Origin of the sequence: Streptomyces corchorusii (assembly GCF_001514055.1) — a bacterium.
Taxonomy (GTDB): Bacteria; Actinomycetota; Actinomycetes; order Streptomycetales; family Streptomycetaceae; genus Streptomyces; species Streptomyces olivaceoviridis.
Map to the genome: position 1 here is coordinate 195,558 of NZ_KQ948361.1, position 16,779 is coordinate 212,336.

The window sequence follows — 16,779 nt, forward strand, 5'->3', positions numbered from 1 at the left end:
CTCCCGCGGCTGGCTCTCCCCCCCGGGGGCGGCTCCTGCCCGCCGGGCGGTTCACGTCTCGAACCGATACCCCACGGTTCACGTCTCGAACCGGTACCCCATCCCCGGCTCGGTGATGAAGTGCTTCGGGTGCGACGGGTCCGACTCCAGCTTCCGCCGCAGCTGGGCCATGTACACCCGCAGGTAGTTGCTCTCGGTCCCGTACGACGGCCCCCACACCTCCTGGAGCAGCTGCTTCTGGCTGACCAGCCGGCCGGTGTTGCGGACCAGCACCTCCAGCAGGTGCCACTCGGTCGGGGTGAGCCGGACGTCCTTGCCGCCCCGGTTGACCTTCTTGGCGGCGAGGTCGACGGTGAAGCCCTCGGTCTCCACGGTCGTCACGTCGTCCTCGCCCGGCCCGGCCGGCTCGGCCCGGCGGACGGCGGCCCGCAGCCGGGCCAGCAGCTCGTCCATGCCGAACGGCTTGGTCACGTAGTCGTCGGCGCCCGCGTCCAGCGCCTCGACCTTCTCGTCGGAGGAGTGGCGGGCGGACAGCACCAGGATCGGCACCCGGGTCCAGCCGCGCAGCCCCCTGATCACCTCGACGCCGTCCATGTCGGGCAGGCCCAGGTCGAGGACGATCACGTCGGGGTGGCGGGAGGCGGCGAGTTCGAGCGCGGTCCTGCCGTCGGGGGCCGCGTCGACCTCGTACTTGCGTGCCTTGAGGTTGATCACGAGGGCGCGCACGATCTGCGGCTCGTCGTCGACCACGAGCACCCTCGTGGAGGTCTGGGGGGACCCCCCAGCCGGGCTCACCATGTGGCCTGCCTTTCCGGTTCGGTACGGGACTCCCCGGCGGGGAGGGGCTCGGGACGCGGTCCTGCGGCGCGCAGGCTCAGCACCATGGTGAGCCCGCCGCCCGGCGTGTCCTCGGCGGTGAGGGTGCCGCCCATGGCCTCGGCGAAGCCCCGGGCGACCGCGAGGCCGAGCCCGACGCCGGCACCGCGCGGAGCGTCACCGTACCGCTGGAAGGGCTCGAAGATGCGGTCCTTGGCCTCGTCCGGGACGCCCGGCCCGCGGTCCACCACGCGCACCTCCACGCGGTCGGCGATGGCGCTCGCGGCCACCAGGACGCGCCGCCCGTGCGGGCTGTACTTGACGGCGTTCTCCACCAGGTTGGCCACCGACCGCTCCAGCAGCCCGGGGTCGACGGCGACCATGGGCAGCGTCTCGGGCACGTCGAGCTCCACGCTGTCCTCGGGTACGCCGCCCAGCGCCATCGGCACGACCTCGTCGACGTCGATCTCGCGGATCAGCGGGGTGACCGTGCCCGTCTGGAGGCGGGACATGTCCAGGAGGTTGCCCACGAGGTGGTCGAGCCGGTCGGCGCCCTCCTCGATGCCCTCCAGCAGCTCCGCCTGGTCCTCCTCGGACCAGGCGACGTCGTCGGAGCGCAGGGAGGACACGGCGGCCTTGATGCCGGCCAGCGGGGTGCGCAGGTCGTGGCTGACGGCGGCCAGCAGGGCGGTGCGGATGCGGTTGCCCTCGGCGAGGGTGCGGGCCCGGTCGGCCTCCTCCTTCAGGCGCCTGCGGTCGAGCACGACGGCGGCCTGGGCGGCGAACGCGGCGAGCACCCGGCGGTCCGCGGCGGGCAGCACCCGGCCGCTGAGCGCGAGCGCCATGTGGTCGCCGACGGGCACGTCGACGTCGGCGTCCTCGGGGCGCTCCAGCGGCGGCCCGAAGCCGGCGCGGCCCGCGCACGTCCAGGGCGCCACGTCGCCGGCGCGTTCCAGCAGGGCGGCCGACTCCATGGCGAAGGTCTCGCGGACCCGCTCCAGCAGCTCCTCCAGGCTCGTCTCGCCCCGCAGCACGTTCCCGGCCAGGAAGGAGAGGATCTCGGACTCGGCGCGCAGCCGGGCGGCCTGGTGGGTGCGCCGGGCGGCGAGGTCGACCACCGAGGCGACCGCCATCCCCACCCCGAAGAAGATCGCGATGGCGACGATGTTCTTGGGGTCGGCGACGGTCAGCCGGTGCAGCGGCGGGGTGTAGAAGTAGTTCAGCAGCAGGGAGCCGAAGGCCGCCGAGGCCAGCGCGGGCAGCAGGCCGCCGAGCAGGGCCGCCGCGACGGTGACGGCCAGGAACAGCAGCATGTCGTTGGCGAGGCCGAGGTCGACGGTGTTCAGCAGCACCGCGAGGACCGCCGGACCGGCCAGACCGACCGCCCAGCCCCAGATGATCCGGGCCCGCCCGAGCCGGCCGCCCCGGGCCACGGGCAGTCCCCGGCCCTTGGCGACCTCTTCGTGGGTGACGATGTGCACGTCCAGGTCGGGGCCGGAGTCCCGGGCGACCGTGGCGCCGACGCCGGGCCCGAAGACGTACTGCCAGGCCTTGCGGCGGGAGGAGCCGAGCACGATCTGGGTGGCGTTGACCCCGCGTGCGAAGTCGAGCAGGGCGGCCGGGACGTCGTCGCCGACCACCTGGTGGAACGTTCCGCCGAGGTCCTCGACCAGGGTGCGCTGGATGGCCAGCTCCTTCGGGGAGGCCGAGGACAGCCCGTCGCTGCGGGCGATGTAGACGGCCATGACCTCGCCGCCGGCGCCCTTCTCGGCGAGCCGGGTGGCCCGGCGGATCAGGGTGCGCCCCTCGGGGCCGCCGGTCAGGCCCACCACGATCCGCTCCCGGGAGCCCCATATCGTCGAGACCCGGTGCTCGCTGCGGTAGGCGTTGAGGTACGCGTCGACCCGGTCGGCCACCCACAGCAGCGCCAGCTCGCGCAGGGCGGTGAGGTTGCCGGGGCGGAAGTAGTTGGACAGGGCCGCGTCGACCTTGTCCGGCTGGTAGATGTTGCCGTGGGCCATGCGGCGGCGCAGGGCCTGCGGGGACATGTCGACCAGCTCGATGTCGTCGGCCCGCCGTACGACCTCGTCCGGGACGGTCTCCCGCTGCCGCACCCCGGTGATCGACTCGACCACGTCGCCGAGTGACTCCAGGTGCTGGATGTTGACGGTGGAGACCACGTCGATGCCGGCGGCCAGCAGCTCCTCCACGTCCTGCCAGCGCTTGGTGTTGCGGGAGCCGGGGATGTTGGTGTGGGCCAGCTCGTCCACGAGGGCGACGGCGGGCGCCCGGCGCAGCACGGCCTCGACGTCCATCTCGCCGAAGACGGCGCCCCGGTACTCCAGCTGCCTGCGCGGCACCTGCTCCAGACCGTGCAGCATCACCTCGGTGCGCGGCCGGCCGTGGCTCTCCACCAGCGCGACCACGCAGTCGGTGCCCCGCTCGACCCGGCGGTGCGCCTCGGAGAGCATCGCGTAGGTCTTACCCACGCCCGGTGCCGCACCGAGGTAGATCCGAAGCTTGCCGCGTGCCATGGCCCCATTGTCTTCCCGTGCGTGTCGCCTGCGCAGCGTCGACCCTACGGCCCGCGATCACGGCGAACGGGACGGGGAGCGGGAGCGGGGCGCAACTTTGACGGAACCCTGATGAGAGCCCGCCGGGCGGCGCGGCTCAGTGCTCGGTGATCTCCCCGTCGCGCAGCTCCAGCACCCGGTCGGCCAGGTCCAGCAGGGTCGCGTCGTGCGTGGCGACCAGCGCCGTGACCCTCCCCCAGTGCCCCAAAGGGCCTGGGAGGTGCCCCCAGCTGTGGACGACGGCCCGCAGCAGCTCCATCACGGCGTGCCCGGTCTCGGCGTCGAGCTGGCCGGTGGGCTCGTCCGCGATGAGCAGGGCGGGCCGGTTGGCGAGGGCCCGCGCGATGGCGACCCGCTGCTGCTGGCCGCCGGACAGCTCGCCGGGCCGCTGGGCCGCGTGCCCGGCGAGCCCCACGAGGGAGAGCAGCAGCTCCACCCGCTCCTCGCGCTCACGCGGGTCGGCACGACGCAGCCGCAGCGGTACGCCGACGTTCTCGGCGGCGCTCAGGATCGGGATGAGCCCGAAGGACTGGAACACGAACCCGACCCGGTCCCGCCGCAGCCGGAGCAGCTCGCTCTCGCCGAGCCGGGCGAGGTCCCGCCCCTCGACCTCCACCCGGCCCTGGTCGGGTGTGTCCAGCCCGCCGACGATGTTCAGCAGGGTGGTCTTGCCGGACCCCGACCGCCCTTTCAAGGCGACGAGTTGCCCCCGGGGCACCTCGAAGGACACCCCGCGCAACGCGTGCACGGCGGCGGCCCCCACCCCGTACGACTTGTGCACGCCCTCGACCCGCACCATGGTCTCGGTGACCACGCGCCCGCTCATACCGCCTCCCCCGGTCGACCGCGCATCAGTATCACCGGTCAGGGTGGCGCCTCGTAAGGGGCGCGGGGAACTGCGCGAGCGACGACGACGAACCCGCACCCGGCGACGGCCGGGCACCCCGACGGCGCGCCCCCGCAGGAGAATGGGCCGCCCCCCTGGGGGGACGGCCCGTGTATCGCTGTATCGCTGCCGAAGCCGTCAGCGGACTTCGGTGATCTCGGGTCCCCGCTGCAACTGCCCCATCCCGCCGGAGAACCGCGAGCCCTCCTCCTGCTGGACCCCCTCGGGGACCATCTGCGCGTCGTTCGGCAGCTTGAGGACGATCGGGTCGCGCGGGGCCATCGGACCCTCGCCGCGGACCACGACGGTGTCCCGGAAGATCTGCTCCAGCAGCCCGGCGGCCTGCGGCTGCACCGCGCCCTGGCCGGAGATCACCCCGCGCAGGAACCACCGCGGGCCGTCCACGCCGACGAACCGGACGACCTGGAAGCCGCCGGTGCCGTCCGGAAGCTGCACCGGGACCTGCGCGCGCAGCTCCCACCCGAGCGGGCCCTCGACCTCGTCGACGATGCCACCCTGCTGGGTGATGCCGGACGCGATCTCCTCGCGGACCTCGCCCCAGATGCCCTCGCGCTTGGGCGCGGCGAACGCCTGGAGCTGGATGGCGCTGTCGCGCAGCACGACGGTCGCGGCGACGATGGCGTCACCGGCGACCTCGACCCGCAGCTCCATGCCGTCGACGCCCGGTACGAACAGACCGCCGAGGTCCACGCGGCCCTCGGCCGGGTCGCGCACCTCGCTGCTGTCCCACGGCCCGTCGGGCCGGGGCCCGGGCTCAAGCCGGACGCGCTCGCGCTCGGCCTCCTCTTCGTCCGCCTCGGTGTCGACGCTGTCGACGACCTGCTCGGCCTCGCCGGCCGCGTCCTCGGCGGCACCCTTCTTCTTGCGACGTCCGAACACGTCACTGTCCTTCCCGGTCGGATACGACCGAAGCGTATCGATTCCCACCCGTCGGACCGCCGTCGGCGGCCTGACCGCTTGTGCCGCTCTCGCCGCCCACCGCGGCATGGCCACCGGTGGACCCGAAGCCCCCTTCGGCCCGCGCCGAGCCGGGAAGTTCCGCGACCTCCTGGAAGCGGACCCTCTCGACCTGCTGGACGACCAGTTGGGCAATCCGGTCGAAGCGCTCGAACCGCACGCTCTCGCGCGGGTCGAGATTCACCACGATCACCTTGATCTCCCCACGGTACCCGGCATCAACCGTCCCCGGGGCATTCACGAGGGCGACACCGCAGCGGGCGGCGAGACCGGAACGCGGATGCACGAAGGCCGCGTACCCCTCCGGCAGGGCGATCGACACACCCGTGGGCAGGACGGCCCGTTCTCCGGGCGCCAGCTCGCACGCCTCGGTGGTGCGCAGATCGGCTCCGGCGTCCCCGGGATGCTCGTACGCCGGAAGCGGTACGTCCGGGTCGACGCGCCGGATCAGGACGTTCAGCGGGTCTCGGCTCACGGGTTCACCTCGAAGGCGCGGCTGCGGCGGATCTGGTCCGGGTCGTTCATGGCGGCCTGGATCTCCGCGGGGCGGCCGTGGTCGATGAAGTGGTCGACCTTGACCTCGATGAAGAGGGCGTCGGCGCGGACGGCCACCGGCCCGTCGGGGCCGCCGATGCGTCCGGTGGCGGTGGAGTAGATCTTCCGCCCGGCGACGGCGGTGACCTCGGCCTCCAGGTACAGCGTGGTGCCGACGGGCACGGGCCGTACGAAGTCGGTCTCCAGCCGTCCGGTGACGGCGATGGTGCGCAGCAGCCAGTTCAGCGAGCCGAGGGTCTCGTCCAGGGCCGTGGCGAGCACTCCGCCGTGCGCGAGGCCCGGGGCGCCCTGGTGGGCGGGCTGCACGGTGAACTCGGCGGTCAGCGAGACGCCCTCGCCGGCGCGGGCCTCCAGGTGCAGTCCGTGCGGCTGCCCGGGACCGCACCCGAAACAGTGTTCGTAGTGGGCGCCGAGGAGCTCCCCGGGCGCGGGTGCGTCGGGGTGCCGTACCGGTTTCCCCGCGTCGGCGGGGGGCTGAAGAGCTGCGGAACTACCACTCACAGGCGCAGACCTTACCCGCCCGCCCGTCACCCGCCACCGCCCCACTCGACAGCGCTCCGCGCCGACCGCCCCGGCTCCTGGCGTATGCCGATCCCGTGCCAAGCTGGCTCCATGCAGCTCTCCGCCACCCCGTACGAAGAACGCCTCACCGCCCCCCGCTCGTGGTGGCTGATCAGCTTCCTGGTGGGCGTCTCGTTCGCCCTGATCCTGCTGCCCTTCGGCACCCTGCCGCTGCTCGGCGGCCTGGTCGGCGGCACGGCCGCGGCGGCGGTGGTGGCCAGCGCCTACGGTTCCCCGCGCATCCGGCTCGTGGGCGACTCCCTGATCGCGGGCGAGGCGAAGATCCCGGTGGCGGCGCTGGGCGAGGCGCGGATCCTGGACGCGGAGGAGGCCCGCGCCTGGCGGACGTACAAGGCCGACACCCGGGCGTTCCTGCTGCTGCGCGCCTACATCCCGACGGCGCTGCGCGTGGAGGTCACGGACCCGCAGGACCCGACGCCGTACCTGTACCTGTCGACGCGGGAGCCGGAGAAGCTGGCCGCGGCGATCGAGGCGGCGCGCAAGGCGCACGCCTAGAGTCCGTCGGGCAGTTCGCGCAGTCTCAGCGGTTCCGCCGGCTTCTCCAGCGGCGGCAGTTCCGGCAGTTCGTCCCAGGGCACCTGGATCTTGCGCAGGTCGGCCCGGATGCGGGCCGCGAGTCTCTTGGTGTCCCGGCGGTTCATGACCGCCCCGACCGTGGCCCCGACCATGAACGGCATCAGGTTGGGCAGGTCGCGCACCATCCGCTTCATGATCTGCTGGCGGAGCCGGCGCTTCATGTGGCCGCCCATGGCCGTGTCGTACGTCGACGGCTTCATCACGTCGATCCCGCGCTCCCCCGACCAGGAGGACAGATACGCGGCGGAGCGGGCTTTGAGGTTCCCGGGCGGGCGTACGCCGTAGACCTCGTGCAGTTCGGCGATGAGCTTCAGCTCGATCGCGGCGACCCCGGTGATCTCCGCGGCCAGCTCGGTCGGCATGGCCGGCGGCACCGGCAGCATGGCCGCGGCTCCGATCCCGGCTCCGACAGTGGAGGTGCCGGCCGCCGCACCCGCCACCAGCTTGTCGGCCAGTTCCTCGGGTCCGAGGCCGGGGAACTGCCCGCGCAGGGTCGCGAGGTCGCGTACGGGGATACGCGGGGCGATCTCGATGATCCGGTCCGCGAGGTACGCCAGTCCCGCGCGAGCCCGGCTGCCGCCCTTACGGGCGCCTTCCCGGGCCAGATCCCGGGCCTTCTCACGGATGACCGCCGCCCGGCGACGGGCGACGGGTGCGGGGTGCTGCGCCGGCGCGGGAGGGTTCTCCCGGTCGGCCGCCGGTTCGAGCGGGGCTCCCGTCACAGGAGAGCCCCGCTCGCCGTCACGCGCGCCGTGCGGGCCGCCGAACGGCCCTTGGTCCGCTTTCCGCAGGGGGAAGCGGCGCTTCCGGGGAGGGGTCGAGCCAGACACGGCCGACCCGTCCTCAGTCGCAGTCGCGGCAGATCGGCTGGCCGTTCTTCTCCCTGGCCAGCTGGCTGCGGTGGTGCACCAGGAAGCAGCTCATGCAGGTGAACTCGTCCTGCTGCTTCGGCAGCACCCGGACGGCCAGTTCCTCGTTCGAGAGGTCGGCGCCGGGCAGTTCGAGGCCCTCTGCGGCCTCGAACTCGTCGACGTCCACCGACGAGGTGGACTTGTCGTTCCGCCGGGCCTTCAGCTCTTCAAGGCTGTCCGAGTCGACGTCGTCGTCGGTCTTGCGTGGAGTGTCGTAATCGGTTGCCATATCGCTCTCCCCCTCTGGGTGTCTGCGGTGTCTCCAGCGCACGTAACGCGTGAGAGGCCGGACTTGTGCCCGACCTGAGGCGGAGATTTTGCCTCACATCAAGGTCTGTTACTCAATCGACACCCAACCCGATCCCTCAAGAGTGATCGGCTTGGATGGCGGTGAGGACCGTACACGGTTCGAATGCCGCACCTCAAAGGCGCCTCACCGTGTACTTCCCGTGATCAAGAGCCCTGAAAACCCGGACTTTCCCGGCTTTCCACCTTCTGTCATGATCACCGTGCGTACATGGCCGGAAATCCGCCCATGTGATCGATCACACAGGAAGAACCACGTACGGCGGTCGAAAAATTCCGCGCGAAGCGAACGTCCTCCGCGTGTGTCGTCCCTGATCACAGCGGCAGGGTGACGCGCATCACCAGACCGCCGCCTTCCCGGGGCTGGGCCAGAATGTGACCGCCGTGCGCGCGGGCCACGGACCGGACGATGGACAGGCCGAGGCCCACCCCCTTGTCACTGCCCGTCCGCTCGGTACGCAACCGCCGGAAGGGCTCGAAGAGGTTGTCGATCTCGTACGCCGGCACGACCGGCCCGGTGTTCGTGACGGTCAGCACCGCCTGCCCGTGCTGGATCTCGGTGTCCACCTCGACCCAGCCGTCCTCCGGCACGTTGTACCGCACGGCGTTCTGGACGAGGTTCAGCGCGATCCGCTCCAGCAGCACGCCGTTGCCCTGCACCACGGCGGGCTTGCGCTCGCCGCGGATCTTCACGCCCTTGTCCTCGGCCTCGGCGTGCACCTGGTCGACGGCCTGCGTGGCGACCTCGGCCAGGTCGACCGGCTTGCGCTCGACGATCTGGTTGTCACTGCGGGCGAGCAGCAGCAGCCCCTCGACCAGCTGTTCGCTGCGCTCGTTGGTGGCGAGCAGGGTCTTGCCGAGCTGCTGGAGCTCCATCGGCGCGTTCGGGTCCGACAGGTGCACTTCGAGGAGCGTGCGGTTGATCGCGAGCGGGGTGCGCAGCTCGTGCGAGGCGTTGCCCACGAAGCGCTGCTGGGCGGTGAAGGCCCGCTCCAGCCGCTCCAGCATGTCGTCGAAGGTGTCGGCCAGCTCCTTCAGCTCGTCGTCCGGGCCGTCCAGCTCGATCCGGCGCGAGAGGTCCGAGCCGGCGACCTGGCGGGCGGTACGGGTGATCCGGCCGAGCGGGGAGAGCACACGGCCGGCCATCGCGTAACCGAACGCGAAGGCGATCACGGCGAGGCCCAGCAGCGCCAGCAGGGAGCGGCTGAGCAGGTTGTCCAGGGCCGCCTGGCGCTGCTGGTCCACGCAGTGGGCGATGGCCTCGTTGAAGTCCGACAGCGGCACCGGGCCGGAGTTGATCGCGGTGACCGCGGGGCAGTTGTCGCTGGTGACCTTGATCGCCGAACCGCTGACGATCTTGAACAGCGGCTGGTTGCCGGTGCTGATCGCCTGTGCGGCCAGCAGATAGATGATCGACAGCAGCAGGATGCCGGCGATCAGGAACATGCCGCCGTAGAGCAGCGTCAGCCGTATGCGGATGGTCGGGCGCAGCCACGGGAAGGGCGGCTGCGGCCTCCTGGGGTCCCAGGTGGGCTTCGGGGGTGCCTGGGGCGGCGCCGGTGTCGTGGCCACGGGGATCAGATCCGGTAGCCGGAGCCGGGGACGGTGACGATGACGGGCGGCTCGCCCAGCTTGCGGCGCAGGGTCATCACCGTCACGCGCACCACGTTGGTGAACGGGTCGGTGTTCTCGTCCCAGGCCTTCTCCAGCAGCTGCTCCGCCGAGACGACCGCGCCCTCGCTGCGCATCAGCACCTCCAGCACCGCGAACTCCTTGGGCGCGAGCTGGACCTCCTTGCCGTCGCGGAAGACCTCGCGGCGGTTGGGGTCGAGCTTGATGCCGGCGCGCTCCAGGACCGGCGGCAGCGGCACGCTGGTCCGCCGGCCGAGGGCGCGCACGCGCGCGATCAGCTCGCTGAACGCGAACGGCTTGGGCAGATAGTCGTCGGCGCCGATCTCCAGCCCCTCGACGCGGTCGCTGACGTCACCGGAAGCGGTGAGCATGAGCACGCGCGTGGGCATGCCCAGCTCGACGATCTTGCGGCAGACGTCGTCGCCGTGGACGAGCGGGAGGTCGCGGTCGAGGACGACCACGTCGTAGTCGTTGACGCCGATGCGCTCCAGGGCGGCCGCACCGTCGTACACGACGTCGACGGCCATGGCCTCCCGGCGCAGTCCGGTGGCCACCGCATCGGCGAGCAGCTGCTCGTCCTCGACGACGAGTACGCGCACGTCGCTTGTCCTTCCTGTGTCCACCCGCGAGGACGCGCCGTGGGCGCGTGCGGGCAGGGGTGTCCGTGGATGTGACCCCCATCCTGCCCTTTTCGGCCATAAGTCGGCTGTAAGGCGGTGTCCGGACCGCGGGGACGGGGTCCGGGGGCGGGAATACGAGATTTTCTCCTCCGGTTGAGGTTTCCGCGGAGGGGAGCGGGGGGAGGACGGCTTTACACCCCGCGATCACGCTCTGCATGTGCCGCAGCACCATGCGGTACTTCGGCCTCCGCTTCGCAGAGCGGGCGTGGGTGTCCGGCACCGTCGCCGCCCGGCCGGGCAGCGCTGGGCACCTGCGAGAGACGTGATCGCCCCTTTTCTACGGCACACCCCCGTGCCACCGACCCACGACCCAGGACGAGGGGGCGCAGCATGGACGCTTTCACCGCAGGACTTCTCCAGCGCATAAAGGCGACCGAGTCCGACCTGTCGCGGGCTCGCGACGAAGGCGACGACTTCCTCGTCGAGGTGGAGCAGGCAGAGCTCGACGACCTGCGACGCCTCGCCGCCGAACACGGTGTGGAGGTCGGCGCGACGTCACGCGTCTGATCAGCCCGGCAGCACAAGGAGGGACCCCTGCGAATCCAGCGCCGGGGTCCCTTCGCATGCCCACTCCACCGGGGTCAGTCGTGCCAGGCTCCGAAGTCCTCCAGCAGCCGCTGGAGGGGCTCGAAGACGCCCGGCGACCCGGCCACGGTCAGACCCCGCGACGGCCGCTCCCCGGGCCGTCCACCGGTCAGCGCGCCGGCCTCCCGGGCGATCAGGTCCCCCGCCGCGAAGTCCCACGCGTGGAGCCCCCGCTCGTAGTACCCGTCGAGCCGGCCGCAGGCCACGTCGCACAGGTCCACCGCCGCCGAACCGCCGCGCCGGATGTCCCGCAACACGGGGATCAGCCGGGCGGCGATCTCGGCCTGGCGGGCGCGGACCTCGGTGACGTAGTTGAAGCCGGTGGAGACCAGGGCCTGGTCCAGCGGGGGCGCGGGGCGGCAGGCGAGCGCCCGCTCGCCCTGCCACGCGCCCGTGGCCCAGGCCCCGCCGCCGCGCACCGCGTGGTACGTCTCGCCGCGCATCGGAGCCGCGACGACCCCGACGACCGTCTCGCCGTCCTGCTCGGCGGCGATGGACACCGCCCAGGTCGGCAGGCCGTACAGGTAGTTGACGGTGCCGTCCAGCGGGTCGATGACCCAGCGGATGCCGCTCGTGCCCTCGACGGAGGCTCCCTCCTCGCCGAGGAAGCCGTCGTCGGGGCGCTGCCCGGAGATCAGATCGGTGATCAGCTTCTCCGCCGCGATGTCCATCTCGGTGACGACGTCGATGGGGCTGGACTTGGTCTTCGCCACGGCGAGGTCGGCGGGGCGGCCGTCGCGCAGCAGCTCACCGGCGCGGCGGGCGGCCTCCTGGGCCAGTTCGAGCAGGTCCCGGTGCAGGGCGTCGGTCACGGGTCTCCTCACGCGTAGGGGCTGTCGGCGCCCGCGGCGGCGGGGCGCGGGGCGCGGGCCGGGCAGCAGCCGACCGGGCAGACGTGGTGGCTGGGGCCGAGCGCGCCCAGGGCGCAGGGGGTGGCCCCCTGGCCGCGCTCCACGGCGGCCCGCTCCAGGATCAGCTCGCGGACGGCCGCGGCGAACCGCGGGTCGGCGCCCACGGTGGCCGAGCGGCGCACCGGCAGGCCCAGTTCCCCGGCCTTGGCCGTCGCCTCGGTGTCGAGGTCGTAGAGGACCTCCATGTGGTCGGAGACGAAGCCGATGGGGGCCATGACGACGGCCGGGACGCCGGCGGCGTGCCGCTCCTGAAGGTGGTCGCAGATGTCCGGCTCCAGCCAGGGGATGTGCGGGGCGCCGGAGCGGGACTGGTAGACGAGCCGCCAGGGGTGGTCGACGCCGGTGCGCTCGCGGACGGCGTCGGCGATCAGCTGGGCCACGTCCAGGTGCTGCTCGACGTAGGCGCCGCCCTCGCCGTGGGCCTCGACGGGACCGGAGGTGTCGGCGGCGGAGGTCGGGATGGAGTGGGTGGTGAAGGCGATGTGGGCGCCCGCGCGGACGTCCTCGGGGAGGTCGGCGAGGGAGCGCAGTACGCCGTCGATCATCGGTTCGACGAAGCCGGGGTGGTTGAAGTAGTGCCGCAGCTTGTCGATCCTGGGGAGCTCCAGGCCCTCGGCCTCCAGGGTGGCCAGCGCGTCGGCGAGGTTCTCCCGGTACTGGCGGCAGCCCGAGTAGGAGGCGTAGGCGCTGGTGGCGAGGACCAGGATCCGGCGGCGGCCGTCGGCCACCATCTCGCGCAGGGTGTCCGTCAGGTACGGCGCCCAGTTGCGGTTGCCCCAGTAGACCGGCAGGTCCAGGCCGTGGTCGGCGAAGTCCTCGCGCAGGGCGTCCAGCAGGGCGCGGTTCTGGGCGTTGATGGGACTGACCCCGCCGAACAGGAAGTAGTGCTGCCCGACCTCCTTGAGGCGTTCCTTGGGGATGCCGCGCCCGCGCGTGACGTTCTCCAGGAACGGGACCACGTCGTCCGGGCCTTCGGGGCCGCCGAAGGAGAGCAGGAGCAGGGCGTCGTACGGGGTGGGATCGAGCGCGTCTGGCATGGGTCGATCCTGCCACCCGGCACTGACGGCGGGGAAACAGCGGGGTGAAGAGTCGGATTCCAGTCGGTTCAGGGGGGTTTGTCCAGGTGTCATATCGGGTGCGTTTAGGGTCCCCTAACTCGTAAGCTGTATCAGCCGCATTCGCGCCTTACCGAGCCGCTTCGGAGACCACGTGCCCAGCCCCTACAGAGCCCTGTTCGCCGAGCCCGGCACCAAGGCGTTCTCCGCCGCGGGATTCCTCGGGCGGATGCCGTTGTCGATGATGGGCATCGGCGTCGTCACGATGGTTTCCCAGCTCACCGGGCGCTACGGCCTCGCGGGCGCCCTGTCGGCCGCCATCGCGCTGTCCGCTGCCGCGATCGGTCCGCAGATCTCCCGGCTGGTGGACCGGCACGGGCAGCGCCGGGTGCTGCGCCCCGCGACCCTGGTGGCCCTGCTCGCGGCGGCCGGGCTGCTGCTCGCCGCACACTTCCGGTGGCCGGACTGGGTGCTGTTCGTCTGCGCGGCCGGGATCGGCTCGGTGCCGAGCCTGGGCGCGATGATCCGGGCCCGCTGGGCCGCGCTGTACCGGGGCACCCCGAAGCTGCACACCGCCTACTCGTTCGAGTCGGTCGTGGACGAGGTGTGCTTCATCTTCGGCCCGATCATCTCCATCGGCCTGTCCACGGCCTGGTTCCCGGAGGCGGGCCCGCTGCTCGCCGCCTGCTTCCTGGCGGCCGGCGTCTGCTGGCTGACCGCCCAGCGCGCCACCGAGCCGGAACCGCATCCGCGCGAGCGGCGGGGCGGCGGCAGCGCCCTGCGCGCGCCGGGGCTCCAGGTGCTGGTGGCGACCTTCGTGGCGACCGGCGCGATCTTCGGAGCCGTGGACGTGGTCACCGTCGCCTTCGCCGACGAGCGCGGCCACAAGAGCGCCGCGAGCCTGGTCCTGGCGCTGTACGCGGCCGGTTCGTGCGTCGCGGGCGTGGTCTTCGGACTGCTGCGCCTCAGCGGTGCGCCGGAACGTCGCTGGTTGCTGGGCGTGGCGGCGATGGCCGTGAGTATGATCCCCCTCCTACTGGTCGGAAACTTGCCGCTTCTGGCCGTGGCGCTGTTCGTGGCGGGGCTGTCCATCGCGCCGACGATGATCACGACGATGTCCCTGATCGAAGAGCACGTACCGCGCGCGCAGCTCACCGAGGGCATGACCTGGGTGAGCACCGGCCTCGCCGTCGGCATCGCGGCCGGCTCCTCCGTGGCCGGCTGGGTGATCGACGCGGCAGGGGCGCGGGCCGGGTACGGGGTCCCGGCCGTGTCCGGGGCCGTCGCGGTCGCGGTCGGTTTCCTCGGGTACCGCCGGCTGCGCAGGCCGGCCTCGGGTCGGGGAGGCACCGTTGAGCAGCACAGCGAGCGGGAAGAACGGCACCTGGCGTAACTGGGGCGGCAATGTCTCCGCCCGGCCCGTCCGGCAGGTCACGCCGGCCTCGGTGGAGGAGCTGGCCGGTGCGGTGCGCCGGGCCCGGGAGGACGGCCTGAAGGTGAAGGCGGTCGGCACGGGGCACTCCTTCACCTCGATCGCCGCCACCGACGGTGTGTTGATCCGCCCTCAACTGTTGACCGGTATACGCACCATCGACCGGGCTTCCATGACGGTCACGGTGGAGGCGGGCACTCCGCTCAAGAGACTCAACACCGCTCTCGCGCGCGAGGGTCTCTCGCTCACCAACATGGGCGACATCATGGAGCAGACCGTCTCCGGGGCCACCAGCACGGGCACGCACGGCACCGGCCGCGCGTCGGGTTCCATCGCCGCCCAGATCAAGGCACTGGAACTGGTCACGGCCGACGGCTCGGTGCTCACCTGTTCCGAGAAGGAGAACCCGGAGGTCTTCGCGGCGGCCCGCATCGGCCTCGGCGCCCTGGGCGTCGTCACCGCGATCACCTTCGCCGTGGAGCCGCTCTTCCTGCTCACCGCGCGCGAGGAACCCATGCCCTTCGAGCGGGTCCTCGCCGAGTTCGACCAGCTGTGGGCCGAGAACGAACACTTCGAGTTCTACTGGTTCCCGCACACCGGCAACACCAACACCAAGCGGAACAACCGCAGCGCCGGCCCCGAGCAGCCGGTGGGCCGGCTCGCGGGCTGGTTCGAGGACGAGTTCCTCTCCAACGGCGTCTTCCAGGTGGCCCAGTGGGCCGGCCGCGCGGTCCCGGCGACCGTCCCGGCGATCGCGCGGATCTCCAGCCGCGCCCTGTCCGCGCGGACGTACACGGACATCCCCCACAAGGTCTACACCTCACCGCGCCGGGTGCGCTTCGTGGAGATGGAGTACGCCGTCCCGCGCGCGGCCCTGGTGCAGACGCTGCGCGAGCTGAAGGCCCTGGTCGACCGCTCCGGGCTGCGCGTCAGCTTCCCGGTCGAGGTGCGCACCGCCCCGGCCGACGACATCACCCTGTCCACCGCCTCCGGCCGGGACAGCGCCTACATCGCCGTGCACATGTTCCGGGGCACGCCGTACCAGGCGTACTTCACGGCCGCCGAGCGGATCTTCACCGCGCACGAGGGCCGTCCGCACTGGGGCAAGGTGCACACGCGCGACGCGGAGTACTTCTCCCGGGTGTACCCGCGCTTCGGCGAGTTCACGGCGCTGCGGGACCGTCTGGACCCGGACCGGCTGTTCCAGAACGACTATCTGCGGAGGGTTCTGGGGGCGTAGGCGTCGTGGCGGACGCGCTGGGGGCACTGGGCGTGGGGGCCGAAGCGGCCGGGTCGCCGCTCGGTTCCCCGCTCCGCTCGGGGTCCGGCTGCCCGGTCGGCCGGCCGCTCGGTGAGGCGCCGGGCGCCGGGGACGTGCCATGGCTCGCACCGTCGCCGGTGGACGGCGTGCGCTCCGGGGAGGTGGTACGGGAAGGGGCGGGTGTCCGGTCGGACGCGGCGCCGGAGGAGCCCCGGCCGGTGACGGCGTCACTGACCGTCGTACCGGTACCGCCGCTGAAGCTGCTGCCGGAGACCAGCTCGTACGCCGTGATGCCGGCCAGCGTGACCCCGAAGACCAGGGCGGCGGCGACCAGCGGGCGGCGCCGGCTCCCGGCCCGCGCGCGGTAGACGGTGCCCTCGGTGAACCCGTCCGGCGCCGGGGGCACCCGCCGCCCCCGTGCCCGCGCTTCCCGGTCCTCCAGCGGCCGGGCCGCCACCGCGGTCTTCTCCCGGAGCTGCTCCCCGGTCCGCTTGAAGAAGTGCTGGAAGACCGAGCCGCCGCAGGTGGCGACGACACTGACGACACCGGCGCCGAGGATCGTGCCGTACACGCCGAAGTACGACGCCAGCTTGGCCGCCACCACCGCCGCGAGGGCGCTGCCCGCGACCTGGGGGACGTTCAGGTCGATCCGCTTGCGACCCGTATCGGGCGTCTCACGCATACCCGGAACTTGCCTGCCTTTCCCGCACCTCATGGAGCACTTGCCGCAGTCGACGACATCGGCCGACCGACCGCACGAGAAAGGGACGTACGAACGAAACCATTAGTTCCGTTTCTGGCGATTGCGTGAAGTTCGCCACGTTCATGATCCACAAAACCGGTTGCGGACGACCAAGTCGCACCCCTTGCCAGAAGTTGGGCGGCGCGCCAATCCACGCACGTGGTCCAAATGGAGTACTGTTGCGAGCCCTGGGTCCGGTCTCCCATCAGGGTGCCCGCGGCCTTGCAGGATCGCCGGGAGGGGGCTAGTTGCTCAGGGTGACGGAGTTGGTCACTTAGCGTTGCGAACAGGTAACCGT

17 protein-coding genes are annotated in these 16,779 nt (G+C 72.1%); 4 read left to right on the forward strand and 13 right to left on the reverse strand.

What is annotated here, in order from left to right; genetic code table 11:
- Nucleotides 1–78 precede the first annotated feature (78 nt).
- The 6 genes from AQJ11_RS28075 to AQJ11_RS28100 all read right to left on the reverse strand — a co-directional run bounded on the left by AQJ11_RS28075 (nucleotide 79) and on the right by AQJ11_RS28100 (nucleotide 6,309).
- The gene (locus tag AQJ11_RS28075; protein ID WP_051009734.1) at nucleotides 79–798 is read right to left on the reverse strand and encodes a response regulator; all 720 of its coding nucleotides are present in this window, start codon (nucleotides 796–798) and stop codon (nucleotides 79–81) included.
- Nucleotides 792–3,350: a sensor histidine kinase gene (locus AQJ11_RS28080; protein ID WP_059264967.1), complete on the reverse strand. Its 2,559-nt coding sequence runs from the start codon at nucleotides 3,348–3,350 to the stop codon at nucleotides 792–794. Before AQJ11_RS28080 ends, AQJ11_RS28075 begins: the two co-directional genes overlap by 7 nt.
- 136 nt (nucleotides 3,351–3,486) lie before the next feature.
- On the reverse strand, nucleotides 3,487–4,215 hold the full coding sequence (locus AQJ11_RS28085; protein WP_059264969.1) for an ABC transporter ATP-binding protein: 729 nt from the start codon (nucleotides 4,213–4,215) through the stop codon (nucleotides 3,487–3,489).
- Between the two features lie 198 nt (nucleotides 4,216–4,413).
- The gene (locus tag AQJ11_RS28090) at nucleotides 4,414–5,175 is read right to left on the reverse strand and encodes a DUF3710 domain-containing protein (RefSeq protein WP_014675519.1); all 762 of its coding nucleotides are present in this window, start codon (nucleotides 5,173–5,175) and stop codon (nucleotides 4,414–4,416) included.
- A 1-nt stretch (nucleotide 5,176) separates the two neighbouring features.
- Entirely contained in the window at nucleotides 5,177–5,728 is a 552-nt protein-coding gene (dut, locus tag AQJ11_RS28095; RefSeq protein WP_014675518.1) for a dUTP diphosphatase, read from the reverse strand.
- Entirely contained in the window at nucleotides 5,725–6,309 is a 585-nt protein-coding gene (locus AQJ11_RS28100; protein WP_014675517.1) for a PaaI family thioesterase, read from the reverse strand. Before AQJ11_RS28100 ends, dut begins: the two co-directional genes overlap by 4 nt.
- 111 nt (nucleotides 6,310–6,420) lie before the next feature.
- Between AQJ11_RS28100 and AQJ11_RS28105 the strand changes: the two genes are divergently transcribed.
- Entirely contained in the window at nucleotides 6,421–6,885 is a 465-nt protein-coding gene (locus AQJ11_RS28105; RefSeq protein ID WP_058082212.1) for a DUF3093 domain-containing protein, read from the forward strand.
- Here AQJ11_RS28105 and AQJ11_RS28110 read toward each other — a convergent pair.
- The 4 genes from AQJ11_RS28110 to AQJ11_RS28125 form a co-directional block, all read right to left on the reverse strand.
- Entirely contained in the window at nucleotides 6,882–7,796 is a 915-nt protein-coding gene (locus AQJ11_RS28110; protein WP_175252291.1) for a hypothetical protein, read from the reverse strand. The genes AQJ11_RS28105 and AQJ11_RS28110 overlap by 4 nt on opposite strands.
- 13 nt (nucleotides 7,797–7,809) lie before the next feature.
- Nucleotides 7,810–8,106 carry a DUF4193 domain-containing protein gene (locus AQJ11_RS28115; protein WP_003997302.1) on the reverse strand — a complete coding sequence of 99 codons (297 nt, stop codon included), beginning with the start codon at nucleotides 8,104–8,106 and terminating at the stop codon, nucleotides 7,810–7,812.
- 392 nt (nucleotides 8,107–8,498) lie between these two features.
- Nucleotides 8,499–9,755, reverse strand: a complete 1,257-nt coding sequence (locus AQJ11_RS28120; RefSeq protein ID WP_058082209.1) for a sensor histidine kinase — start codon at nucleotides 9,753–9,755, stop codon at nucleotides 8,499–8,501.
- A 5-nt stretch (nucleotides 9,756–9,760) separates the two neighbouring features.
- Nucleotides 9,761–10,414, reverse strand: coding sequence for a response regulator transcription factor (locus tag AQJ11_RS28125; RefSeq protein ID WP_003993508.1), 654 nt, complete (start codon nucleotides 10,412–10,414; stop codon nucleotides 9,761–9,763).
- Nucleotides 10,415–10,825: 411 nt separating this feature from the next.
- Here AQJ11_RS28125 and AQJ11_RS49965 point away from each other — a divergent pair, with 411 nt between their 5' ends.
- The gene (locus tag AQJ11_RS49965) at nucleotides 10,826–11,002 is read left to right on the forward strand and encodes a hypothetical protein (RefSeq protein WP_014675513.1); all 177 of its coding nucleotides are present in this window, start codon (nucleotides 10,826–10,828) and stop codon (nucleotides 11,000–11,002) included.
- Nucleotides 11,003–11,076: 74 nt separating this feature from the next.
- Here AQJ11_RS49965 and AQJ11_RS28130 read toward each other — a convergent pair whose 3' ends face one another.
- Both AQJ11_RS28130 and AQJ11_RS28135 read right to left on the reverse strand, forming a co-directional pair.
- Nucleotides 11,077–11,892, reverse strand: a complete 816-nt coding sequence (locus AQJ11_RS28130) for an inositol monophosphatase family protein (protein ID WP_014675512.1) — start codon at nucleotides 11,890–11,892, stop codon at nucleotides 11,077–11,079.
- Nucleotides 11,893–11,900: 8 nt separating this feature from the next.
- Nucleotides 11,901–13,028, reverse strand: coding sequence for a ferrochelatase (locus AQJ11_RS28135; protein ID WP_059264970.1), 1,128 nt, complete (start codon nucleotides 13,026–13,028; stop codon nucleotides 11,901–11,903).
- A 172-nt stretch (nucleotides 13,029–13,200) separates the two neighbouring features.
- Here AQJ11_RS28135 and AQJ11_RS28140 point away from each other — a divergent pair, with 172 nt between their 5' ends.
- Complete coding sequence (locus AQJ11_RS28140) at nucleotides 13,201–14,439, forward strand: MFS transporter (RefSeq protein WP_014675510.1); 1,239 nt, start codon at nucleotides 13,201–13,203, stop codon at nucleotides 14,437–14,439.
- Nucleotides 14,399–15,718, forward strand: a complete 1,320-nt coding sequence (locus tag AQJ11_RS28145; protein ID WP_059264972.1) for a D-arabinono-1,4-lactone oxidase — start codon at nucleotides 14,399–14,401, stop codon at nucleotides 15,716–15,718. Before AQJ11_RS28140 ends, AQJ11_RS28145 begins: the two co-directional genes overlap by 41 nt.
- Here the strand turns inward: AQJ11_RS28145 and AQJ11_RS28150 are convergent.
- Nucleotides 15,642–16,421 carry a hypothetical protein gene (locus tag AQJ11_RS28150; RefSeq protein ID WP_059264974.1) on the reverse strand — a complete coding sequence of 260 codons (780 nt, stop codon included), beginning with the start codon at nucleotides 16,419–16,421 and terminating at the stop codon, nucleotides 15,642–15,644. The two genes, AQJ11_RS28145 and AQJ11_RS28150, sit on opposite strands and share 77 nt — an antisense overlap.
- Nucleotides 16,422–16,779 lie beyond the last annotated feature (358 nt).

Bases quoted from the DNA above. Each gene is read 5' to 3' on its own strand.
- AQJ11_RS28075 (WP_051009734.1), bottom strand. From the start codon at position 798: ATGGTGAGCCCGGCTGGGGGGTCCCCCCAGACCTCCACGAGGGTGCTC.
- AQJ11_RS28080 (WP_059264967.1), bottom strand. From the start codon at position 3,350: ATGGCACGCGGCAAGCTTCGGATCTACCTCGGTGCGGCACCGGGCGTG.
- AQJ11_RS28085 (WP_059264969.1), bottom strand. From the start codon at position 4,215: ATGAGCGGGCGCGTGGTCACCGAGACCATGGTGCGGGTCGAGGGCGTG.
- AQJ11_RS28105 (WP_058082212.1), top strand. From the start codon at position 6,421: ATGCAGCTCTCCGCCACCCCGTACGAAGAACGCCTCACCGCCCCCCGC.
- AQJ11_RS28115 (WP_003997302.1), bottom strand. From the start codon at position 8,106: ATGGCAACCGATTACGACACTCCACGCAAGACCGACGACGACGTCGAC.
- AQJ11_RS49965 (WP_014675513.1), top strand. From the start codon at position 10,826: ATGGACGCTTTCACCGCAGGACTTCTCCAGCGCATAAAGGCGACCGAG.
- AQJ11_RS28135 (WP_059264970.1), bottom strand. From the start codon at position 13,028: ATGCCAGACGCGCTCGATCCCACCCCGTACGACGCCCTGCTCCTGCTC.
- AQJ11_RS28150 (WP_059264974.1), bottom strand. From the start codon at position 16,421: ATGCGTGAGACGCCCGATACGGGTCGCAAGCGGATCGACCTGAACGTC.